Raw genomic sequence first — 21,945 nt, 5'->3', positions numbered from 1 at the left:
ATTGCGCACCCAGCGGAATGCCGCTATAGTCTCCGGCATGACCGCATTTCCCCGCCTCTCCCTCCTTCTAGCCGGTGCGCCGCTACGCGCGCTAGCTTTGGCGCGCCTGCCGCGCTGACCGTTCTCGCCCTCCGTCAAGCCTCGTCTGTTGTTGAGCGTCGCCAGCGGTGGCGCGATCTCATTGCGTTTGATTCCCGTATAAAGAGCCCCTGGAGCCCCCCATGACAGACAAGCTGATCATTTTCGATACGACGTTGCGTGACGGTGAACAGTCGCCCGGCGCGTCGATGACGAAGGAAGAGAAAATCCGCATCGCGAAGCATCTCGAGCGGATGAAGGTCGACGTGATCGAGGCCGGCTTCGCGGCCAGCTCGAACGGCGACTTCGACGCGATCCACACGATCGCCGGTCTCGTGAAGGACAGCACGATCTGCTCGCTGGCGCGCGCCAACGACAAGGACATCCAGCGTGCGGCCGACGCGCTGAAGCCGGCCAACAGCTCGCGGATCCACACGTTCATCGCGACGTCGCCGCTGCACATGGAAAAGAAGCTGCGCATGACGCCGGACCAGGTGTTCGAGCAGGCGCGTCTCGCGGTGCGTTTCGCGCGCAAGTTCACCGATAACGTCGAATTCTCGCCGGAAGACGGCAGCCGTTCGGACCTCGACTTCCTGTGCCGCGTGCTGGAAGCCGTGATCGCCGAAGGCGCGACGACGATCAACATCGCCGACACGGTCGGCTACGGCGTGCCGGAACTCTACGGCAATCTCGTGAAGACGCTGCGCGAGCGCATTCCGAACTCGGACAAGGCGATCTTCTCGGTGCACTGCCACAACGACCTCGGGATGGCGGTGGCGAACTCGCTCGCCGGCGTGAAGATCGGCGGTGCGCGCCAGATCGAGTGCACGATCAACGGCCTCGGCGAGCGCGCGGGCAACACGTCGCTCGAAGAAATCGTGATGGCCGTGAAGACCCGCAAGGATTACTTCGGCCTCGACGTCGGCATCGACACGACGCAGATCGTGCCGACGTCGAAGCTCGTGTCGCAGATCACCGGTTTCGTCGTGCAGCCGAACAAGGCCGTGGTCGGCGCGAACGCGTTCGCGCACGCGTCGGGCATCCACCAGGACGGCGTGCTGAAGGCGCGCGACACCTACGAGATCATGCGCGCGGAAGACGTGGGCTGGACCGCGAACAAGATCGTGCTCGGCAAGCTGTCGGGCCGCAACGCATTCAAGCAGCGCCTGCAGGAGCTTGGCGTGTCGCTCGACAGCGAAGCCGAACTGAACGCCGCGTTCATGCGCTTCAAGGACCTCGCCGACCGCAAGTCCGAGATCTTCGACGAAGACATCATCGCGATCGTGTCCGAGGAGTCCGCGCTGGCGCAGGAGCAGGAACACTTCAAGTTCGTGTCGCTGTCGCAGCGCTCGGAAACCGGCGAGCAGCCGCAGGCGAAAATCGTGTTCGCGGTCGAAGGCAAGGAAGTGACCGGTGAAGCGCGCGGCAACGGCCCGGTCGACGCGACGTTCAACGCGATCGAAGGTGAAGTGGGCAGCGGTTCGGAGCTGCTGCTCTACTCGGTGAACGCGATCACGACCGGCACGCAGGCGCAGGGCGAAGTGACGGTGCGTCTGTCGAAGAGCGGGCGGATCGTGAACGGCGTCGGCACCGATCCGGACATCGTCGCGGCTTCCGCGAAGGCGTACATTGCCGCGCTGAACAAGCTGCATTCGAAGGACGACAAGCTCAATCCGCAGCGCTCGTAAGCGCTGCGCGTCGAGCGCCTTAAGTATCTGAAACGCCCCGGGCGGCCTTGAGCCGCCCGGGGCGTTTTTCATGCGCCGCTCATTCGGCAGCCGGCGTGCGCATCAGCCAGCGGCGCGTGGCCGGCCTTGCCGTCGGGCTGCGCCGGCGGAATTCGACCGTGATCCCGCGCCGAGGCGCGTCGTCGATGAACGCGTCGAGCAGCTCGAGCACGTCGTGGTCGATGTAGTCGGCGCGCGTCGCGTCGATGATCACGGCCGCGCGGTCCGGAATATGGCGCAGGTGATGCTTGACCTGCACCTTGCCGAGGAACGATACGTCCTTGCGGAACGACAGCAGGAAGTGGTCGTCGTGCTGCGCGAGCGTGACGGGGCTTTTCAGGTTGGCAACGGCGACCGCGAGCACGCTGCATGCGAGGCCCAGTGCGATGCCGAACAGCAGGTCGACCGCGAGCACACCCGCGATCGTCGCCGCGAACGGCACGAACGCGGCCGGGCCTTGCTTCATCACCGAGCGGAACAGCGCCGGTTTCGCGAGCTTCAGGCCGGTGTGGATCAGGATCGCGGCCAGGCTTGCGAGCGGGATCAGGTTGATCAGGCCGGTGAGCGCGAACACGCTCGCGAGCAGCAGGATTCCGTGCACGATCGCCGACATCCGGCTTTGCGCGCCGGCGTTGACGTTGGCCGAACTGCGCACGATCACCGACGTGATCGGCAGGCCGCCCACGGCGCCCGCGACGAGGTTGCCGACACCCTGCGCCTTCAGCTCGCGGTCGGGTTGCGTCGGCCGCCGCTTCGGATCGATCTGTTCGACCGCTTCGAGGCACAGCAGCGTCTCGAGGCTCGCGACGACCGCGAGCGTGATCGCGACGCGCCATACGTCCGGATTGGCCAGTTGCGCGAAATTCGGGCCGAGCTCCGCATGCTTGAGCGACGCCGCGAGCGCTGCGAACGAGTCGAATTCGGGAAGCGTGACGCGATGCGCGGCGCCCGGTGCGGCCGCCGGTGCGATCGCGCCGAGCACGAGCGTCGCGCCGATGCCCAGCACGACGACCGCGAGCGGCGCGGGCATCGAGCGCACCCACGCGAAGCGCTTGAGCGCCGGCGTGTCCCACGCGATCAGCAGCCCGAGCGACGCAACGGCGATCGCCGTGGCGGCCCATGCGGTCGGCAGGTCCGCCCACGAAGCAAACGATTGCGCGGCCGGGCCGCCGATCCCGAATGCGAACGGAATCTGCTTCACGATCAGCAGCACGCCGATCGCGGCGAGCATGCCCTTGATGACCGGCGACGGCACGTACGCTGCGAAGCGGCCGGCGCGCAGCATGCCGAAGCCGAACTGCAGTACGCCGGACAGCAGCACCGCGAGCAGGAACGCGGAGAAGCTGCCGAGTTGCGCAATGCCTTCGACGACGATCACGACGAGGCCGGCGGCCGGCCCGCTGACCGACAGCGACGAACCGCTCAGCAGTGCGACGACGATGCCGCCGACGATGCCGGACACGAGCCCGGCGAACGGCTCGACGCCGGACGCATTGGCGATGCCGAGACAGAGCGGTAGCGCGACGAGGAAAACGACGATGCCGGCGACGATGTCGCGCGGCAGGGTGGACAGGCGCTCGTTCAGTTTCATGGTTGGGGTGATTTCATTGGCTTGAGGGGAGGGGCGCGGGTCAGCAGAGTGCGGCGGCCGTCGCGGCCTGCTCCGGTTCGGTGGCGGCCGGCGGTGCCGTGTAGCCGGAGTCGAGCTCCTTCAGGCGGCCGTCCGCGAGCGAAAAGATCCAGCCGTGCACGAGCGGCGGCCTCGCTCGGCCGTGCACGATCGGCGATGCGCGCAGCAGCCGCACCTGTTCGAGCACGTTCAGCTCGGCCAGGCGGTCGGCGGCGGCCGTGTCGTCGAGCCCGTCGAGCGTGTCGCGATGGCGCCGCGCGAGCGAGCAAAGCGGCGCGATGCGGCGCGCGACGTGCGGCAGGTCGGCGGGTGGCGGCAGCAGCGATGCGCGTACGCCGCCGCATCCGTAGTGCCCGCACACGATCACGTGGTCGACTTCGAGCACGCGCACCGCGTACTCGAGCACGCTCGCGGAATTGTCGTCGTCGGGATGGAACAGGTTCGCGATGTTGCGATGGACGAACAGCTCGCCGGGCACACTATGCGTGATGGTTTCGGCCGGCACGCGGCTGTCCGAGCAGCCGATCCACAGCACGCGCGGATTCTGGCCGCGCGCAAGCGCGTCGAAGAAGCCGGGCGTGTGATCGCGCGTTTCGCGGGCCCAGGCGATGTTGGCAACCAGCATGCTCTTGGGGCGGTTCATGAGGACTCCTTTCTGATAAAGGCAAACAAATACCGGGCGAAGTGGAGCAATAAGATGCTTTCTAAATTGAAAGGTTCAATTTCGACTGATATTAGGGGTATGCCCTAGCATCCGGTGTCACTGATACAAATTGTTTCAAGTAGTGCCGGCGCGGTGCATTCATTGCACCAATGCAACGCATGACATGCATCGTGCATGCCTGTTTCCCGCCCGCGGCCGCGCTGCAAGGCGGCGCGCGTGACGGCGCCCAACGCGTCGCCAACCGGAAAGGATTGCCGCCCGAATGTGGGAGTTAATCGAATATTGCGGAAAAAATGGAATGGCCATTCATGAAGGATGCGTGAATGGCCAGCGGGATAATTGCGCGTAAATGCGCAATCGATCGGATCAGAACAGATTGCGGCGATCGGGATCGTGCAGCGGGTCGGGGGTTTTCTGCGTGGTACGCAGGATGCCCTGCGGATCGAAGTAGAAGCTGTACATCATGTACCAGACGTTGTCTTCGAGATACCGGTAGGTCCACACCTCGCGCTTCATCAGCGGGAAGTAGGACGTCTCGACCGGGCGGCCGAAATTGACGAGCACGTCGGTCTTGGTCCATGTGCCGATTTCCGCGCGATAGAACTCGCTCGGCTGCAGCACCTGGCGCACGTTGACGATCCGGTGCGCCGCGTCGACGTCGGCCGCGACGGTGATCTCGCCCATCGGCTGGGTCGGCCACATCAGGCGCTTGCCGCCGTCGGGCAGATCGTAGATCTCGCGCGGCGGCCCCATGCGCGCGACGATCGCCGATTCGTCCTGACCGGCGTGGTATTGCTGCCACGGTTGCGCGCAGCCAGCGAGCAGCGCCGCCGCGCAGGCGACCAGCAGCGGCAGGCGCGCGGGAATGCGAATGCGCATGGGATTCTCCAGAGCGTGCTAATCGGTGAGTTGTATCACGGACGGCGCACGTCGGTGCATCGCATCGAAAAAATCGGTGCGGATCACGGTTGGCGGGGGGCGGGGCGTTACCGTGTGCCGTGCTTGCAGCCGGCGGCGCCCGCAGCCTATGATCCGCGCTTCTCGGACAGATCGAAGGGCAGGTAATCGATGCAGCTGTGGAAACAGTGCGCGCTCGCGGTGAGCGCGGGGTGGATGCTGGCGTCGTCCGCGTTCGCGGCCGGCGAGCCGGTGCGGATCGCGCTGATCGAAGGGATGTCGGGCCCGTTCGCGAATGCGGGCGCGGCGGTCGAGCGCAATCTTCGCTTCGGCGTCGAACAGGTGAACGCAGCGGGCGGCGTGAAGCTGCGCGATGGGGCGCATCCGCTCGAGCTCGTCGTGCTCGACAGCCGGGGCAGTCCGGAAGAGGCGCTCGTGCAGTTGCGCGCGGCGGCGGACCGGCACATCGGCTTCGTCGCGCAGGGCAACAGCTCGGCAGTCGCGGCCGCGCTCGTCGCGGCGCTCGACAAGCTGAATGCGCGCAATCCGGACAGCCGGATGCTGTTCCTCAACTATTCGGCCGACGATCCGGCGCTGACCGGCGCGCGCTGCAGCTTCTGGCATTTCCGCTTCGACGCGCACGCTGGGCTGCGGATGGCCGCGCTGGCGGACGTGATGGCGCGCGACCGCGCGCTGCACAAGGTCTACCTGTTGAACCAGGACTACAGCTTCGGCCACGACGTCAGCACGCTGGCGCGGCAGGCGCTGGCCGAGCGCCGTCCGGACGTGACGATCGCCGGCGACGAGTTCCACCCGATCGGCCGCATCAAGGATTTCTCGCCGTACCTCGCGAAGATCCGCGCAAGCGGCGCGGACGCCGTCGTGACCGGCAACTGGGGCAACGACCTCACGCTGCTCGTGAAGGCGGCGCGCGAGCAGGGGCTGAACGCGAAGTTCTATACGTTCTACGGCAACAGCCTCGGCGCGCCGGCCGCGCTCGGGGATGCGGGCGTCGGGCGGGTGGTGGCGGTCGCGGACTGGCATCCGAACGCGGGCGGCGCGAATTCCGACGCGTTCTACCGGGCGTTCCGAACCCGTTTTCCCGCCGCGCAGGACGACTATCCGGTGCGCCGCATGAGCCTGATGATCGAGATGCTCGCCGCGGCGATGAGCCGCGCCGGGTCGGCCGACCCCGTCGCGGTGGCGCGCGCGCTGGAGGGCCTGTCGTTCGACGACGGCTTCCATCCGTCGACCATGCGCGCGCAGGATCATCAGTTGATCCAGCCCCTTTATGTGATGGAAATGGACAAGGGCGGCACGCCGGGCGTGCGCTTCGACAACGAGGGCTCGGGCTACGGTTTCCGGACCGTTCTTGCGGTGCCCGCGCAGCGCACGCAGATGCCGTCGACGTGCTCGATGACGCGCCCGTGACAGGGGGCGGTAGGAAAGGCGTGCAGTTGTGCTACAATGCCCGCCGGTTGTAAGTCACGGCACGGCCATTCTTCCGTGTCCGCCTGTTAGCTAGCAAGTAGGAAACCAAGGAAATCACATGTCTGTTGCAGATATCAAGAAGTCGGAAGTCGTTGCTCAGTTCGCCCGCGGTACCAACGACACGGGTTCGCCCGAAGTCCAGGTCGCACTGCTGACCGCACGTATCGTCGAACTGACGGGTCACTTCAAGACCCACGCGAAGGACCACCACAGCCGCCGCGGCCTGCTGCGCATGGTGAGCCGCCGCCGCAAGCTGCTCGACTACCTCAAGGGCAAGGATGCCGACCGTTACCGCGCGCTGATCGAGAAGCTGGGTCTGCGTAAGTAATCGACGCGATTGCCGTCAGCAAGATGCCTGTGTCAGTCCGCTGATGCAGGCATTTTGTTTTTGCGCGGTGCGTAGCGTCACGCGCACCGCAGGTCGTCCGGCACATGCGTGCCGGGCTGCCGGAACGGCTGATACCGGGGTCGGGATTTGTGTCATTCCAGCGCGTCGCTCGCCGAGCGCCGCACTGGAATGGCATAAAAAACACACCTTGCTCCGGGTGATTCGGTCGGGACGCCGCCGCGCGGGATGGCCCGCACGGCGAATGAAATGAATGAATACAAAGGAGCAACCATGTCCATGTTCAACAAGGTCGTGAAGGAATTCCAATGGGGCCAGCACAAGGTGCGCCTCGAAACCGGTGAAGTCGCTCGCCAGGCGAGCGGTGCCGTGATCGTCGACGTGGAAGACACCGTCGTGCTGGCAACCGTCGTCGGCGCGAAGTCGGCGAAGCCGGGCCAGGATTTCTTCCCGCTGACCGTCGACTACCTCGAAAAGACCTACTCGGCCGGCAAGATCCCGGGCGGCTTCTTCCGTCGCGAAGGCCGTCCGTCGGAACACGAAACGCTGACGTCGCGCCTGATCGACCGTCCGCTGCGCCCGCTGTTCCCGGAAGGCTTCTACAACGAAGTCCAGGTCGTGATCCACGTGCTGTCCGTGAACCCGGAAATCCCGGCGGACATCCCCGCGCTGATCGGCGCATCGGCTGCGCTCGCCGTGTCGGGCCTGCCGTTCAACGGCCCGGTCGGCGCCGCGCGCGTTGCCTACATCGACAATGCATACGTGCTGAACCCGACGCGTGACCAGCTCAAGGCATCGAGCCTCGACCTCGTCGTCGCCGGTACGGAACGTGCCGTGCTGATGGTCGAGTCGGAAGCCGATCAACTGTCGGAAGACGTGATGCTGGGCGCCGTGGTGTTCGGCCACGAGCAAATGCAGGTCGCGATCGACGCGATCCACGAACTGGTGCGCGAAGGCGGCAAGCCCGAATGGGACTGGCAGCCGGCGCCGAAGAACGAGGCGCTGATCGCGCGCGTGACCGAACTGGCACAGAACGACCTGCTCGCCGCTTACCAGCTGCGCGACAAGCAGGCACGTTCGACGAAGCTGAAGGAAGTCTACGCGGCGACCGCGGCGAAGCTCGAGGAAGACGCGCTGGCAGCCGGCACGGTCGCGGCCGACAAGGCCACCGTCGGCAACGTGCTGTTCGACATCGAAGCGAAGATCGTCCGTTCGCAGATCCTGAACGGCGAGCCGCGCATCGACGGTCGCGACACGCGCACCGTGCGTCCGATCGAGATCCGCACCGGCGTGCTGCCGCGTACCCACGGTTCGGCGCTGTTCACGCGTGGCGAAACGCAGGCGCTGGTCGTCGCGACGCTCGGCACGAAGGGCGACGAGCAGATCATCGACGCGCTCGAAGGCGAATACCGCGAGCGCTTCATGCTCCACTACAACATGCCCCCGTTCGCGACCGGCGAAACGGGCCGCGTCGGCTCGCCGAAGCGTCGTGAAATCGGCCACGGCCGTCTCGCGAAGCGCGCGCTGGTCAAGTGCCTGCCGAGCGCCGACGAATTCGGCTACTCGATCCGCGTCGTGTCGGAAATCACCGAATCGAACGGTTCGTCGTCGATGGCATCGGTGTGCGGCGGCTGCCTCGCGCTGATGGACGCCGGCGTGCCGATGAAGGCGCACGTCGCGGGCATCGCGATGGGCCTGATCCTCGAAGGCAACAAGTTCGCGGTGCTGACCGACATCCTCGGCGACGAAGATCACCTCGGCGACATGGACTTCAAGGTGGCCGGCACGGAACAAGGCGTGACGGCGCTGCAGATGGACATCAAGATCCAGGGCATCACGAAGGAAATCATGCAGGTCGCGCTCGCGCAGGCGAAGGAAGGCCGCATGCACATCCTCGGCAAGATGACCTCGGCGGTGTCGGGTGCGAACACGCAACTGTCGGAATTCGCGCCGCGCATGATCACGGTCAAGATCAACCCGGAAAAGATCCGCGACGTGATCGGCAAGGGCGGTTCGGTGATCCGCGCGCTGACCGAAGAAACCGGCACGACCATCGACATCTCGGATGACGGCGTCGTGACGATCGCGAGCACGAACAGCGAAGGCATGGCCGAAGCGAAGAAGCGCATCGAGCAAATCACGGCCGAGATCGAAGTCGGCCAGGTGTACGAAGGCACGGTGCTCAAGCTGCTCGATTTCGGCGCGATCGTGAACCTGCTGCCGGGCAAGGACGGCCTGCTGCACATCTCGGAAATCGTCAACGAGCGCGTGAAGGACATCAACGACTACCTGAAGGAAGGCCAGCAGGTGAAGGTCAAGGTGATCCAGACGGACGAGAAGGGTCGCGTGCGTTTGTCGGCAAAGGCGCTGCTGAACGAAGCAGCGGCCGGGTCGCACTCGGATACGCCGCCGCAGCAGTAAGCGGACAGGCGTGAAAACGGCCGGCAGTGCGAAAGCGTGCCGGCCGTTTTTTCTGTAGCATCGTTGTGCGGCGCAGCAGCGCCGGCGAGGCGCCCGTGCCGCGCACGGGTGCGCCACCCGATTCCGATCCTGGAGCGACCACCATGAAAGCCATCGAAATCACCGAATTCGGCGCCCCCGACGTGCTGAAGCTTGCGGAGCGTCCGCGCCCCGAACCGAAGCGCGGCGAGGTGCTGATCAAGGTGGCGGCTTCCGGCGTGAACCGGCCCGATGTATTCCAGCGCAAGGGCGCGTATGCGCCGCCGCCGGGCGCGTCGGACCTGCCGGGCCTCGAGGTCGCGGGCGAGATCGTCGGCGGCGACCTGTCGGACGCCGCGTCGAACCCGTTCGGCCTGAAGCTCGGCGATCGCGTGTGCGCGCTGCTCGCGGGCGGCGGCTACGCCGAGTATGCGGTCGCGCCGCTGCCACAATGCCTGCCGGTGCCTGACGGGCTCACCGACATCGAAGCCGCGTCGTTGCCCGAAACGTTCTTCACCGTGTGGAGCAACGTGTTCGACCGCGCGCTGCTCGGCGCGGGCGAGGGCGGCGAGCAGGAAACGCTGCTGGTGCAGGGCGGCTCGAGCGGGATCGGCGTGACGGCGATCCAGATCGCGCATGCGCTCGGCTTTCGCGTGTTCGCGACGGCCGGGAACGAGGACAAATGCCGCGCATGCGAGGCGCTCGGCGCCGAGCGTGCGATCAACTACAAGACCGAGGACTTCGTCGAGGTCGTCAAGTCGCTGACGCACGATCGCGGCGTCGACGTGATTCTCGACATGGTCGCGGGCTCGTACGTGCCGCGCGAGCTGTCGGCGCTCGCGGACGGCGGCCGCCTCGTGCTGATCGCGCTGCTCGGCGGCGCGAAGGCCGAGGTCAACCTGAACGAAATCCTGCGCCGCCGGCTGACGGTCACGGGCTCGACGCTGCGCCCGCGTCCGGTCGAATTCAAGGCGCGGATCGCCGCGCAGCTGAAGGCGCGCGTCTGGCCGCTGCTCGCGGATGGCCGCATCAAGCCGGTGATCTACCGTGTGCTGCCGGCCGGCGAGGCCGCGCAGGCGCATGCGCTGATGGAAAGCGGCGAACACATCGGCAAGATCGTGCTCGATTGGGGTACGAACGCGTAACGGCCCGCGCAGCGGCGCTTGACATGTGCGGTTTGACCGGTTCAAGCCGCGCGCAGTAAAATCGTGGGTTTGCTTCGCCAGATCAAACCAGACGGCCGGTCTCCGGCGCGTCAATGACACGATAGTGACGAGACGGACACGATGTCGAAACAACGAACAAAGCGAGTGATCGGCAACTGGAAGATGCACGGCCGGCTGGCCGGCAACCAGGCATTGCTGAGCGAAGTGGTGCAGGGCGCGGGCGCGGTGGCGGCTGAGACGTCGATCGGCGTGTGCGCGCCGTTCCCGTATCTCGCGCAGCTTCAGGCGCAACTCGGCGGCGGCCGTGTCGCGTTCGGCGCGCAGGACGTGTCCGCGCACGAGCAAGGTGCGTACACCGGTGAAGTGGCGGCTGCGATGGTGGCGGAGTTCGGCGCGCAGTATGCGATCGTCGGTCACTCGGAGCGTCGCGCGTATCACGGCGAGCGCAACGAGACGGTCGCTGCGAAGACGCAGCGCGCGCTCGCGGCGGGCCTCACGCCCGTCGTGTGTGTCGGCGAAACGCTCGACGAGCGCGAAGCGGGCTCGACCGAGCAGGTGGTCGGTGCGCAGCTCGACGCCGTGCTGGCCGTGCTGACGGCTGACGAGGCGGCACGCATCGTCGTCGCGTACGAGCCGGTGTGGGCGATCGGCACGGGCAAGAGCGCGAGCTCGGCGCAGGCGCAGGACGTTCACGCATTCCTGCGTGCGCGTCTCGCGGCGAAGGGTGCGGCGGACGTATCGGTACTGTACGGCGGCAGCGTGAAGCCGGACAACGCGGAAGAGCTGTTCGCGCAGCCGGACATCGACGGCGGCCTGATCGGCGGCGCATCGCTGAAGGCGGAAGATTTTCTGGCGATCTGCCGGGCTGCGCGTTGAGCGGTCCGGGATCGAATTGAACCATGATGGCGGCCGGTCGGTCCGGTCGCCTGATCCAATCGGGTGGGTGTGATGCTGTTATTCAAGACGCTGATTATTGTGGTGCAGGTGCTGTCCGCACTCGGTGTGATCGGGCTCGTGCTGCTGCAGCACGGCAAGGGTGCCGACATGGGCGCCGCATTCGGCAGCGGCGCGTCGGGCAGCCTGTTCGGTGCGACGGGCTCCGCGAACTTCCTGTCGCGCACGACGGGCATTCTCGCGACGATCTTCTTCGTCGCGACGCTCGCGCTGACGTACCTCGGTTCGTACAAGTCGACGCCGTCGGCAGGCGTGCTCGGCGCGGCTGCGACCGCGCCGGCATCGGCGCCCGCGGCGTCGGCTCCGGCTGTTGCGGCGTCCGCTGCGGCGGGTTCGGCTGCGAGCGCGCCGGGCCAGGACGTCCCGAAATAAAAAGTTAAATTTTTTCGGTTTGTGCGTTGAACAAATCCGGAACTCGGGTTAGAATTTAATTCTTGAAGCGATTCGCGGGAACAAGCAGTACAACCCGAGTTGCATGCAGTGCCGACGTGGTGAAATTGGTAGACACGCTATCTTGAGGGGGTAGTGGCGAAAGCTGTGCGAGTTCGAGTCTCGCCGTCGGCACCAAAGTTACTCAATGCCAGCCGCTTCTAGTGGCTGGCATTTTTCATTTGTGGGGTGTGTCTTGCGATTGTCTTGTGATCGCAGGCACTCCGAAATGATTCCTTCCGCCGGAAGTGGTATTCTCCGGACGCTCAGAACCAACCGATAGAGGATTGCCTTGAACCTCGCAGCCTATTACCCCGTCTTGTTGTTCCTCCTCGTGGGCACTGGTTTAGGTATAGCGCTGGTCAGCATCGGCAAGCTCCTTGGTCCCAACAAGCCGGACGTCGAGAAGAACGCACCATACGAGTGCGGCTTCGAAGCCTTTGAAGACGCCCGGATGAAATTCGACGTCCGGTACTACCTCGTCGCCATCCTGTTCATCATCTTCGATCTCGAAACCGCATTCCTGTTTCCGTGGGGCGTCGCGCTCCGGGACATCGGCTGGCCGGGTTTCATCGCAATGATGATTTTTCTGCTCGAATTCCTGCTGGGCTTTGCCTATATCTGGAAGAAAGGCGGGCTCGACTGGGAGTGATGGGTTAATCGCCGGTTTGCATGGGTGGCCACGCTGGGCCGCTCGTCTGGAGTGGAAAGCAAATGAGTATCGAAGGGGTCTTGAAGGAAGGGTTTGTCACCACGACGGCTGACAAGCTGATCAACTGGACGCGTACTGGCTCGCTGTGGCCGATGACGTTCGGACTCGCGTGTTGCGCCGTCGAGATGATGCATGCGGGCGCGGCCCGTTACGATCTGGACCGGTTCGGGGTCGTGTTCCGTCCGAGCCCGCGTCAGTCGGACGTGATGATCGTCGCCGGCACGCTGTGCAACAAGATGGCGCCCGCGCTGCGCCGCGTGTACGACCAGATGGCCGAGCCGCGCTGGGTGATCTCGATGGGGTCGTGCGCGAACGGTGGTGGCTACTACCACTACTCGTACTCGGTGGTCCGCGGTTGCGACCGGATCGTGCCGGTCGACGTCTACGTGCCGGGCTGTCCGCCCACGGCCGAGGCGCTGGTCTACGGCGTGATCCAGCTTCAGGCGAAGATCCGCCGCACCAATACCATCGCCCGTCAATAAAGCCCCGAGCGTCCCCTCAATATGGCAAGCAAAATCGAGACCCTCAAGGCAAACCTCGAAGCCGCGCTCGGCGCGCGCGTGGTAAGCCTCACCGAAGCAATCGGTGAACTGACGCTCGTCGTGAAGGCGAGCGATTACCTCGAAGTCGCAAAGACGCTGCGCGACGATCCGAAGCTCCGTTTCGAGCAGCTGATCGACCTCTGCGGCGTTGACTACCAGACCTTCGGCGACGGCGCCTACGACGGCCCGCGATTCGCGGCCGTGTCGCACCTGCTGTCGGTCACGAACAACTGGCGCCTGCGCCTGCGCGTGTTCGCGCCGGACGACGATCTCCCGATCGTGGCGTCGCTCGTCGACACCTGGAGCTCCGCGAACTGGTACGAGCGCGAAGCGTTCGACCTGTACGGCCTCGTGTTCGAAGGCCACCCCGACCTGCGCCGCATCCTCACCGACTACGGCTTCATCGGCCACCCGTTCCGCAAGGACTTCCCGGTGTCGGGCTACGTCGAAATGCGTTACGACCCGGAAGAGAAGCGGGTCGTGTACCAGCCGGTGACGATCGAGCCGCGCGAAATCACGCCGCGCGTGATCCGCGAGGATCGCTATGGCGGTCTGAAACATTAAGGGGGCGTCATGGCAGAAATCAAGAACTACACGCTCAACTTCGGCCCGCAGCACCCGGCAGCGCACGGCGTGCTGCGCCTCGTGCTCGAGCTCGACGGCGAAGTCATTCAGCGTGCCGATCCGCACATCGGCCTGCTGCACCGCGCGACCGAAAAGCTCGCGGAATCCAAGACCTTCATCCAGTCCGTGCCGTACATGGACCGTCTCGACTACGTGTCGATGATGGTCAACGAGCACGGCTACGTGCTCGCGATCGAAAAGCTGCTCGGCATCGACGTGCCGGAGCGCGCGCAGTACATCCGCGTGCTGTTCGACGAGATCACGCGCGTGCTGAACCACCTGATGTGGATCGGCGCGCACGCCCTCGACGTCGGCGCGATGGCCGTGTTCCTGTACGCGTTCCGCGAGCGCGAAGACCTGATGGACGTGTACGAAGCGGTGTCCGGTGCCCGGATGCACGCGGCGTACTATCGCCCGGGCGGCGTCTATCGCGACCTGCCTGACGCAATGCCGCAATACAAGGCGTCGAAGATTCGCAACGAGAAAGCGCTCGCGAAGATGAACGAAGCGCGCAGCGGCTCGGTGCTCGACTTCATCGATGACTTCTTCTCGCGCTTCCCGAAGTGCATCGACGAGTACGAAACGCTGCTGACCGACAACCGGATCTGGAAACAGCGTCTGGTCGGGATCGGCGTCGTCAGCCCGGAACGTGCGCTGCAGATGGGCCTGACGGGCCCGATGCTGCGCGGCTCGGGTATCGCCTGGGATCTGCGCAAGAAGCAGCCGTACGAAGTGTACGATCGCATGGATTTCGACGTGCCGGTCGGCGTGAACGGCGACTGCTACGACCGCTATCTGGTGCGCGTCGAAGAAATGCGCCAGTCGGTCCGTATCGCGAAACAGTGTATTGAGTGGCTCCGCAAGAATCAGGGCCCCGTGATGACCGACAATCACAAGGTTGCGCCGCCGTCGCGCGTCGGCATGAAGACCAACATGGAAGACTTGATTCACCACTTCAAGCTCTTCACCGAAGGTTTTCACGTGCCGGAAGGCGAAGCGTACGCAGCAGTCGAGCATCCGAAGGGCGAATTCGGCATCTACCTCGTCTCGGATGGTGCCAACAAGCCGTATCGCCTCAAGATCCGCGCACCGGGCTTCGCGCATCTCGCGTCGCTCGACGAAATGGCGCGCGGTCACATGATTGCCGACGCCGTCACGATCATCGGTACGCAGGACATCGTGTTCGGCGAAATCGATCGCTAATGGTTGCGCCGCCTGCGCGAGCGGGCGGCGAGCAGTCGGTCACACGCGAAGTCACATGCGGTATGCGCCGAACCGGCGCGGCTTCGCAAGCTGTCAACAGTGAGCGCCAGGTCTGCCGTCCATGCACAGCAGTGCGGCAGGTTGTTCGTTCGGTAGGAATTGAAAGAGTCGTGTCTGAAAATGATCTCAGCTGAAGGCCTGAAGGAAATCGATCGCGCGTTGACGAAGTATCCCGCCGATCAGAAACAGTCCGCCGTGATGTCGGCGTTGGCCGTCGCTCAGGAAGAGCACGGCTGGCTGTCGCCCGAACTGATGCAGTTCGTCGCGGACTATCTCGGCATGCCGGCCGTCGCCGTGCAGGAAGTCGCGACGTTCTACACGATGTACGAGCTCAAACCGGTCGGCAAGCACAAGATCACGCTCTGCACGAACCTCCCGTGCCAGCTCGGTCCGCACGGCGGCGCCGAGGCGACGGCCGACTACCTGAAACAGAAGCTGGGCATCGGCTTCGGCGAGACCACGCCCGACGGCAAGTTCACGCTGAAGGAAGGCGAATGCATGGGCTCGTGCGGCGATGCGCCGGTGCTGCTGGTGAACAATCACAGAATGTGCAGCTTCATGAGCCGCGAGAAGATCGACCAGCTGCTTGAGGAGCTTTCGCAATGACGTCCCTCCACGACCGTCACATCAAACCGCTGATCCTCGCTGGTCTGAACGGCGAGAACTGGCATCTCGAAGATTACGTTGCGCGCGGCGGCTACAAGCAGCTGCGCCGCATTCTCGAAGAAAAGATTCCGCCGGAGCAGGTGATCGCCGACGTGAAGGCGTCGGGCCTGCGTGGCCGTGGCGGTGCGGGCTTCCCGACCGGCCTGAAGTGGAGCTTCATGCCGCGTCAGTTCCCGGGGCAGAAGTACCTCGTCTGCAACTCGGACGAAGGCGAGCCGGGCACGTTCAAGGATCGCGACATCCTGCGCTGGAACCCGCATGCGCTGATCGAAGGCATGGCCATCGGCGCGTACGCGATGGGCATCACCGTCGGCTACAACTACATCCACGGCGAAATCTTCGAAGTGTATCGACGCTTCGAGGCCGCGCTCGACGAAGCGCGTGCGGCGGGTTTCCTCGGCGACAACATCATGGGCTCGGAATTCTCGTTCCAGCTGCACGCGCACCACGGTTACGGCGCGTACATCTGCGGCGAGGAAACGGCGCTGCTCGAGTCGCTCGAGGGCAAGAAGGGCCAGCCGCGCTTCAAGCCGCCGTTCCCGGCGAGCTTCGGCGTGTACGGCAAGCCGACCACGATCAACAACACCGAGACGTTCGCCGCGGTGCCGTTCCTGCTGTCGATCGGGCCGCAGAATTACCTCGAGATCGGCAAGCCGAACAACGGCGGCACGAAGATCTTCTCGGTGTCGGGCGACGTCGAGCGTCCGGGCAACTATGAAGTGCCGCTCGGCACGCCGTTCGCGACGCTGATGGAGCTCGCCGGCGGGATGCGCGGCGGTCGCAAGATCAAGGCCGTGATTCCGGGCGGTTCGTCGGCACCGGTGATCCCGGGCGACATCATGATGCAGACCGATCTCGATTACGACTCGATCGCGAAGGCCGGCTCGATGCTCGGCTCCGGCGCGGTGATCGTGATGGACGAGACGCGCTGCATGGTGCGTTCGCTGCTGCGCCTGTCGTACTTCTATTACGAGGAATCGTGCGGCCAGTGCACGCCGTGCCGTGAAGGCACCGGCTGGCTGTATCGCGTCGTGAATCGTATCGAGCACGGCGAAGGGCGCCAGGAAGATCTGGACCTGCTGAATTCGGTTGCCGAGAACATCATGGGCCGCACGATTTGCGCGCTCGGCGATGCAGCGGCGATGCCGGTTCGCGGGATGCTCAAGCATTACTGGGACGAATTCGCGTACCACGTCGAGCACAAGCACTGCATGGTCGGCGGCCACGCGCACGCGGCGGCAGCCTGAAGCGAAGCACCGGTTGCGGAATTTGAGCGCACGGTCGGGCAAACGCGCGAACGGGCGGAAATAGGTTAAGGACCATTCACCATCATGGTTGAACTTGAAATAGACGGCAAGAAGGTCGAGGTGCCCGAAGGCAGCATGGTGATCCAGGCTGCGCACAAGGCGGATACGTACATTCCTCACTTCTGCTATCACAAGAAACTGTCGGTTGCGGCCAACTGCCGGATGTGTCTCGTCGAAGTCGAGAAGATGCCGAAGGCCGTGCCTGCCTGCGCGACGCCCGTGTCGGCCGGCATGATCGTGCGCACGCAGTCGGACAAGGCCGTGAAGGCCCAGCAGTCGGTGATGGAATTCCTCCTCATCAACCACCCGCTCGACTGCCCGATCTGCGATCAGGGCGGCGAATGCCAGCTGCAGGATCTGGCGGTCGGCTACGGCAAGTCGTCGTCGCGCTACTCGGAAGAAAAGCGCGTGGTGTTCCACAAGAACGTCGGCCCGCTGATCTCGATGGAAGAAATGTCGCGCTGCATCCACTGCACGCGCTGCGTCCGCTTCGGCCAGGAAGTCGCCGGCGTGATGGAGCTCGGCATGCTGGGTCGCGGCGAGCATTCGGAAATCACGACGTTCGTCGGCAAGACGGTCGACTCCGAGCTGTCGGGCAACATGATCGACCTGTGCCCGGTCGGCGCGCTGACCAGCAAGCCGTTCCGCTACAGCGCCCGTACGTGGGAACTGTCGCGCCGCAAGTCGGTGAGCCCGCACGATTCCGTCGGCGCGAACCTCGTCGTGCAGGTGAAGAACAATCGCGTGATGCGCGTGCTGCCGTTCGAGAACGAAGCGATCAACGAATGCTGGATCTCGGACAAGGATCGTTTCTCGTACGAAGGGCTGAACAGCGAAGAGCGCCTGACGAAGCCGATGCTGAAGCAGGGCGGCCAGTGGATCGAAACCGACTGGCAGACCGCACTCGAATACGTCGCGAAGGGCCTGAAGGGCATCGCCGCGGATCACGGCGCGAACGCGCTGGCGATGCTCGCGAGCGCGCACAGCACCGCTGAAGAGCTGTTCCTCGTGAAGCAGCTCGCCAACGAACTGAAGACGCCGAACGTCGACTTCCGTCTGCGTCAGCAGGATTTCTCGGCGCCGGTCCAGGGCGCACCGTGGCTCGGCATGCCGATCGCCGAGCTGTCGAACGTGGATGCCGCGTTCGTCGTCGGTTCGTTCCTGCGCCGCGATCACCCGCTGTTCGCCGCGCGCCTGCGTCAGGCCGCGAAGAACGGCGCGAAGCTGCACTTCCTGCACGCAACCGCCGACGACTCGCTGATCCCGACCGCGAAGCGCATCGTCGCCGCGCCGTCGGCATGGCTCGACGAACTGGCCGGCATTGCCGCCGCCGTCGCGCAATTGCGCGGCGTCGCGCTGCCGGACACGCTCGCGGGTGTCACGGCTTCGGCCGCTGCGCAGGCCGTCGCCCAGTCGCTCGCGAACGGCGAGCGCCGCGCGGTGCTGCTCGGCAACGTGGCCGTCCGTCACCCGCAATTCGCGAAGCTGCACGCCGTCGCGCAGTGGATCGCCGAGAACACCGGCGCCACGTTCGGCTTCCTGACGGAAGCGGCGAACACGGTCGGCGCGCACGTCGTCGGCGCACTGCCGGGCGAAGGCGGCCTGAACGCTCGCGAAGCGTTCGCACAGCCGCGCAAGGGCTACGTGCTGCTGAACGTCGAACCGGAATTCGACACGGCCGATCCGGCGCAGGCGCTTGCCGCGCTGAACCAGGCCGAAATGGTCGTCGTGATGTCGCCGTTCAAGCACGGCCTCGATTACGCCGACGTGCTGCTGCCGATCGCGCCGTTCACGGAGACGGCCGGTACGTACGTGAACGCGGAAGGCTCGGTGCAGAGCTTCAACGGCGTCGTGCGCCCGCTCGGCGACACGCGTCCGGCCTGGAAGGTGCTGCGCGTGCTCGGCAGCCTGCTCGGCCTGCCGAACTTCGAATACGAGACCGCGGAAGACGTGCGTGTCGCGGCGCTCGGCGACGCAGGCGTCGCGAGCCGCCTGTCGAACCGGGCGTCGGTCGCGCCGGCCCGCGTCGCGGCCGCTGCCGCGAACGGCAGCTTCGAGCGCCTTGCCGACGTGCCGATCTATCATGCCGACGCACTCGTGCGCCGCGCGGATGCGCTGCACCTGACGGCCGCCGCGAAGGTCGCGAACGCCGCAGGCCTGCCGGCCGCGCTGTTCGACAAGCTGGGCTTGAAGGAAGGCGACGCGGTGCGCGTGCGCCAGGGCGAGCGTGCGGTGCAGTTGCCGGCCGTGCGCGACGCGAATCTTGCGGAGACGGTCGTTCGCGTGTCGGCGGCAACGCCTGCCGGCGCAGCGCTCGGCAGCCTGTCCGGTGAACTGGTGGTGGAGAAGGCGTAAATGAGCTTGTTCGATACGATCAACGCGGGCGGCGCCCAGCTGCTCGGCTTCGCGTGGCCGACGGTGTGGGCAGTCGTGCGCATCCTCGTCGTCTCCGTCGTCATCCTGCTGTGCGTCGCGTACCTGATTCTGTGGGAACGCAAGCTGATCGGCTGGATGCACGTGCGTCTCGGCCCGAACCGCGTCGGCCCCGCCGGCCTGCTGCAGCCGATCGCCGACGTGCTGAAGCTGCTGCTGAAGGAAGTCATTCAGCCGAGCGCCGCCAGCCGCTGGCTGTACCTGATCGCGCCGGTGATGACCGTCGTGCCGGCATTCGCCGTGTGGGCGGTGATCCCGTTCCAGGCCGAAGCCGTGCTCGCGAACGTGAACGCGGGCCTGTTGTACGCGATGGCGATCTCGTCGATCGGCGTGTACGCGGTGATTCTCGCCGGCTGGGCGTCGAACTCGAAGTACGCGTTCCTCGGCGCGATGCGTGCCGCGGCGCAGATGGTCTCGTACGAAATCTCGATGGGCTTCGCGCTGGTGCTCGTGCTGATGACGGCCGGCAGCCTGAACCTGTCGGAAATCGTCGGCTCGCAACAGCACGGCTTCTTCGCCGGCCACGGCGTGAACTTCCTGTCGTGGAACTGGCTGCCGCTCTTGCCGGCGTTCGTCGTCTACTTCGTGTCCGGCATCGCCGAAACGAACCGCCACCCGTTCGACGTGGTGGAAGGGGAGTCGGAGATCGTCGCGGGTCACATGATCGATTACTCGGGCATGGCGTTCGCGCTGTTCTTCCTCGCCGAGTACATCAACATGATCGTGATCTCGGCGCTGGCTTCGACGCTGTTCCTCGGTGGCTGGGACGCACCGTTCGAATTCCTGTCGTTCATTCCGGGCATCTTCTGGCTGGTGCTGAAGGTATTCGCGCTGCTGTCGGTGTTCATCTGGGTGCGCGCGACGTTCCCGCGCTACCGTTACGACCAGATCATGCGCCTGGGCTGGAAGGTGTTCCTGCCCGTCACGGTGATCTGGGTGGTCGTGGTCGGCTTCTGGATGATGTCGCCGCTCAACATCTGGGTGAAGTAAAGATCGGACGAAATCATGACGGCAATCCAACACTTCTTTAAGACCTTCTTCCTGACGGAGCTGCTGAAGGGGCTCGCGCTGACCGGTCGTTACACGTTCCGGCGCAAGTTCACCGTGCAGTTCCCGGAAGAGAAGACCCCGATCTCGCCGCGTTTTCGCGGGCTGCATGCACTGCGCCGCTATGAAAACGGCGAAGAGCGCTGCATCGCGTGCAAGCTCTGCGAGGCCGTGTGCCCCGCGCTCGCGATCACGATCGAATCGGAAACGCGCGCGGACAACACGCGCCGCACGACGCGCTACGACATCGACCTGACGAAGTGCATCTTCTGCGGTTTCTGCGAAGAAAGCTGCCCGGTCGATTCGATCGTCGAGACGCAGATTCTCGAGTACCACGGCGAGAAGCGCGGCGACCTGTATTTCACGAAGGAAATGCTGCTCGCGGTGGGCGATCGCTACGAGAAGGACATCGCCGCGGCGAAGGCTGCCGACGCGCCGTATCGTTGATTGTGTTTGCAGTGCCGGCCCGGCAAGAACGGGCCGAGCCGCCGCGACGGGTGCGGGCGTCCCGCAAGCCGCGCCTGACTATGGCCTAACGATGAACCGGTAATCATGGAATTCACGACCGTACTGTTCTACATCTTCGCGCTGCTCCTGGTGGTATCAGGGCTGAAGGTGATCACTTCGCGCAACCCGGTGGCGTCTGCGCTTTTCCTTGTGCTGGCGTTCTTCAACGCCGCCGCGATCTGGATGCTGCTGGAAGCGGAGTTCCTCGCGATCCTGCTGGTGCTGGTGTACGTGGGCGCCGTGATGGTGTTGTTCCTGTTCGTCGTGATGATGCTGGACATCAACATCGATTACCTGCGCCGCGACTTCAAGCGCTTCGTGCCGATGGCAACGGTCGTGGGCGCGATCATCGTGGTCGAGACCGCGCTGATCCTGTGGCGCGGCTACGGCGACACGCACACGGTGCACGCGATGGCGACGGGTGCGATGGCCGACTGGTCGAACACGCGCCTGATCGGCAAGGTTATCTACACCGACTACATCTTCGCGTTTGAAATCGCCGGCCTGGTGCTGCTGGTCGCGATCATCGCCGCGATCGGGCTGACCGAGCGCAAGGGCAAGGACAGCAAGCGCCAGCGCGTGTCGGATCAGGTCAAGGTGCGCCGCAACGACCGCGTGCGCCTCGTGAAGATGGAAGCGGAAAAGCCGCAGCCGGAAACGGCGCAGAGCGAAGCCGGTTCGAGCACCAACGGCTAAGCGGAGGAAAGGAAAACCATGCTGACTCTTGCTCATTACCTCGTGCTCGGCGCGATCCTCTTTGCGATCGCGATCGTCGGGATCTTCCTGAACCGCCGCAACATCATCATCATCCTGATGGCGATCGAACTGATGCTGCTGGCGGTGAACACCAACTTCGTCGCGTTTTCGCACTACCTCGGCGACGTGCACGGCCAGATCTTCGTGTTCTTCGTGCTGACCGTCGCCGCAGCGGAAGCCGCGATCGGTCTCGCGATTCTGGTGACCCTGTTCCGCAAGCTCGACACGATCAATGTCGAGGATCTCGATCAGCTCAAAGGTTAATTT

The 21,945-nt window shown here is 64.9% G+C and carries 21 protein-coding genes and 1 tRNA gene; 19 read left to right on the top strand and 3 right to left on the bottom strand.

What is annotated here, in order from left to right:
• Window positions 1-221: 221 nt before the first annotated feature.
• Entirely contained in the window at window positions 222-1,766 is a 1,545-nt protein-coding gene (locus C7H84_RS26390; RefSeq protein ID WP_121861535.1) for a 2-isopropylmalate synthase, read from the top strand.
• Between the two features lie 79 nt (window positions 1,767-1,845).
• Here C7H84_RS26390 and C7H84_RS26385 read toward each other — a convergent pair whose 3' ends face one another.
• From C7H84_RS26385 to C7H84_RS26375, 3 genes are all read right to left on the bottom strand, one after another.
• Window positions 1,846-3,396, bottom strand: coding sequence for a SulP family inorganic anion transporter (locus tag C7H84_RS26385; protein ID WP_121861534.1), 1,551 nt, complete (start codon window positions 3,394-3,396; stop codon window positions 1,846-1,848).
• Between the two features lie 40 nt (window positions 3,397-3,436).
• Window positions 3,437-4,078 (bottom strand): carbonic anhydrase, encoded by a 642-nt coding sequence (locus C7H84_RS26380; protein ID WP_121861533.1) that lies wholly within the window; start codon window positions 4,076-4,078, stop codon window positions 3,437-3,439.
• Window positions 4,079-4,465: 387 nt separating this feature from the next.
• Complete coding sequence (locus C7H84_RS26375; protein ID WP_121861532.1) at window positions 4,466-4,978, bottom strand: hypothetical protein; 513 nt, start codon at window positions 4,976-4,978, stop codon at window positions 4,466-4,468.
• A 189-nt stretch (window positions 4,979-5,167) separates the two neighbouring features.
• Between C7H84_RS26375 and C7H84_RS26370 the strand changes: the two genes are divergently transcribed.
• The 18 genes from C7H84_RS26370 (at window position 5,168) to nuoK (ending at window position 21,942) form a co-directional block, all read left to right on the top strand.
• Window positions 5,168-6,427 (top strand): branched-chain amino acid ABC transporter substrate-binding protein, encoded by a 1,260-nt coding sequence (locus C7H84_RS26370; protein WP_121861531.1) that lies wholly within the window; start codon window positions 5,168-5,170, stop codon window positions 6,425-6,427.
• 118 nt (window positions 6,428-6,545) lie between these two features.
• On the top strand, window positions 6,546-6,815 hold the full coding sequence (gene rpsO, locus C7H84_RS26365) for a 30S ribosomal protein S15 (RefSeq protein ID WP_006398792.1): 270 nt from the start codon (window positions 6,546-6,548) through the stop codon (window positions 6,813-6,815).
• 291 nt (window positions 6,816-7,106) lie between these two features.
• Entirely contained in the window at window positions 7,107-9,254 is a 2,148-nt protein-coding gene (gene pnp, locus C7H84_RS26355) for a polyribonucleotide nucleotidyltransferase (RefSeq protein WP_121861530.1), read from the top strand.
• 143 nt (window positions 9,255-9,397) lie between these two features.
• The gene (locus C7H84_RS26350; RefSeq protein ID WP_121861529.1) at window positions 9,398-10,417 is read left to right on the top strand and encodes an NAD(P)H-quinone oxidoreductase; all 1,020 of its coding nucleotides are present in this window, start codon (window positions 9,398-9,400) and stop codon (window positions 10,415-10,417) included.
• 141 nt (window positions 10,418-10,558) lie between these two features.
• Window positions 10,559-11,314 (top strand): triose-phosphate isomerase, encoded by a 756-nt coding sequence (gene tpiA, locus C7H84_RS26345; RefSeq protein WP_121861528.1) that lies wholly within the window; start codon window positions 10,559-10,561, stop codon window positions 11,312-11,314.
• 72 nt (window positions 11,315-11,386) lie between these two features.
• Window positions 11,387-11,764: a preprotein translocase subunit SecG gene (secG, locus tag C7H84_RS26340; RefSeq protein ID WP_047898610.1), complete on the top strand. Its 378-nt coding sequence runs from the start codon at window positions 11,387-11,389 to the stop codon at window positions 11,762-11,764.
• A 110-nt stretch (window positions 11,765-11,874) separates the two neighbouring features.
• A tRNA-Leu gene (locus tag C7H84_RS26335) sits at window positions 11,875-11,959 on the top strand.
• 154 nt (window positions 11,960-12,113) lie between these two features.
• A complete protein-coding gene (locus C7H84_RS26330; protein ID WP_006398798.1) occupies window positions 12,114-12,473 on the top strand; it encodes an NADH-quinone oxidoreductase subunit A in 360 nt (119 codons plus the stop codon).
• Between the two features lie 62 nt (window positions 12,474-12,535).
• On the top strand, window positions 12,536-13,015 hold the full coding sequence (locus C7H84_RS26325; protein WP_006398799.1) for an NADH-quinone oxidoreductase subunit B: 480 nt from the start codon (window positions 12,536-12,538) through the stop codon (window positions 13,013-13,015).
• 21 nt (window positions 13,016-13,036) lie between these two features.
• Complete coding sequence (locus tag C7H84_RS26320; RefSeq protein ID WP_121861527.1) at window positions 13,037-13,639, top strand: NADH-quinone oxidoreductase subunit C; 603 nt, start codon at window positions 13,037-13,039, stop codon at window positions 13,637-13,639.
• Between the two features lie 9 nt (window positions 13,640-13,648).
• The gene (locus tag C7H84_RS26315) at window positions 13,649-14,902 is read left to right on the top strand and encodes an NADH-quinone oxidoreductase subunit D (RefSeq protein ID WP_121861526.1); all 1,254 of its coding nucleotides are present in this window, start codon (window positions 13,649-13,651) and stop codon (window positions 14,900-14,902) included.
• A gap of 180 nt (window positions 14,903-15,082) precedes the next feature.
• Window positions 15,083-15,568 carry an NADH-quinone oxidoreductase subunit NuoE gene (nuoE, locus tag C7H84_RS26310; RefSeq protein ID WP_121861525.1) on the top strand — a complete coding sequence of 162 codons (486 nt, stop codon included), beginning with the start codon at window positions 15,083-15,085 and terminating at the stop codon, window positions 15,566-15,568.
• The gene (gene nuoF / locus C7H84_RS26305; protein WP_006756904.1) at window positions 15,565-16,875 is read left to right on the top strand and encodes an NADH-quinone oxidoreductase subunit NuoF; all 1,311 of its coding nucleotides are present in this window, start codon (window positions 15,565-15,567) and stop codon (window positions 16,873-16,875) included. The genes nuoE and nuoF overlap by 4 nt, the downstream gene beginning before the upstream one ends.
• 84 nt (window positions 16,876-16,959) lie before the next feature.
• Window positions 16,960-19,290 carry an NADH-quinone oxidoreductase subunit NuoG gene (nuoG, locus tag C7H84_RS26300; RefSeq protein WP_121861524.1) on the top strand — a complete coding sequence of 777 codons (2,331 nt, stop codon included), beginning with the start codon at window positions 16,960-16,962 and terminating at the stop codon, window positions 19,288-19,290.
• Window positions 19,291-20,358 carry an NADH-quinone oxidoreductase subunit NuoH gene (gene nuoH / locus C7H84_RS26295; protein WP_121861523.1) on the top strand — a complete coding sequence of 356 codons (1,068 nt, stop codon included), beginning with the start codon at window positions 19,291-19,293 and terminating at the stop codon, window positions 20,356-20,358.
• A 15-nt stretch (window positions 20,359-20,373) separates the two neighbouring features.
• Window positions 20,374-20,862 carry an NADH-quinone oxidoreductase subunit NuoI gene (gene nuoI, locus C7H84_RS26290; protein WP_006398806.1) on the top strand — a complete coding sequence of 163 codons (489 nt, stop codon included), beginning with the start codon at window positions 20,374-20,376 and terminating at the stop codon, window positions 20,860-20,862.
• Window positions 20,863-20,967: 105 nt separating this feature from the next.
• A complete protein-coding gene (locus C7H84_RS26285; protein WP_121861522.1) occupies window positions 20,968-21,618 on the top strand; it encodes an NADH-quinone oxidoreductase subunit J in 651 nt (216 codons plus the stop codon).
• An 18-nt stretch (window positions 21,619-21,636) separates the two neighbouring features.
• Window positions 21,637-21,942 carry an NADH-quinone oxidoreductase subunit NuoK gene (gene nuoK, locus C7H84_RS26280; protein ID WP_004185739.1) on the top strand — a complete coding sequence of 102 codons (306 nt, stop codon included), beginning with the start codon at window positions 21,637-21,639 and terminating at the stop codon, window positions 21,940-21,942.
• Window positions 21,943-21,945: the final 3 nt, after the last annotated feature.

Origin of the sequence: Burkholderia sp. Nafp2/4-1b, assembly GCF_003635165.1 — a bacterium.
Lineage (GTDB): Bacteria > Pseudomonadota > Gammaproteobacteria > Burkholderiales > Burkholderiaceae > Burkholderia.
This window is presented reverse-complemented; position numbering and strand designations above follow the sequence as displayed.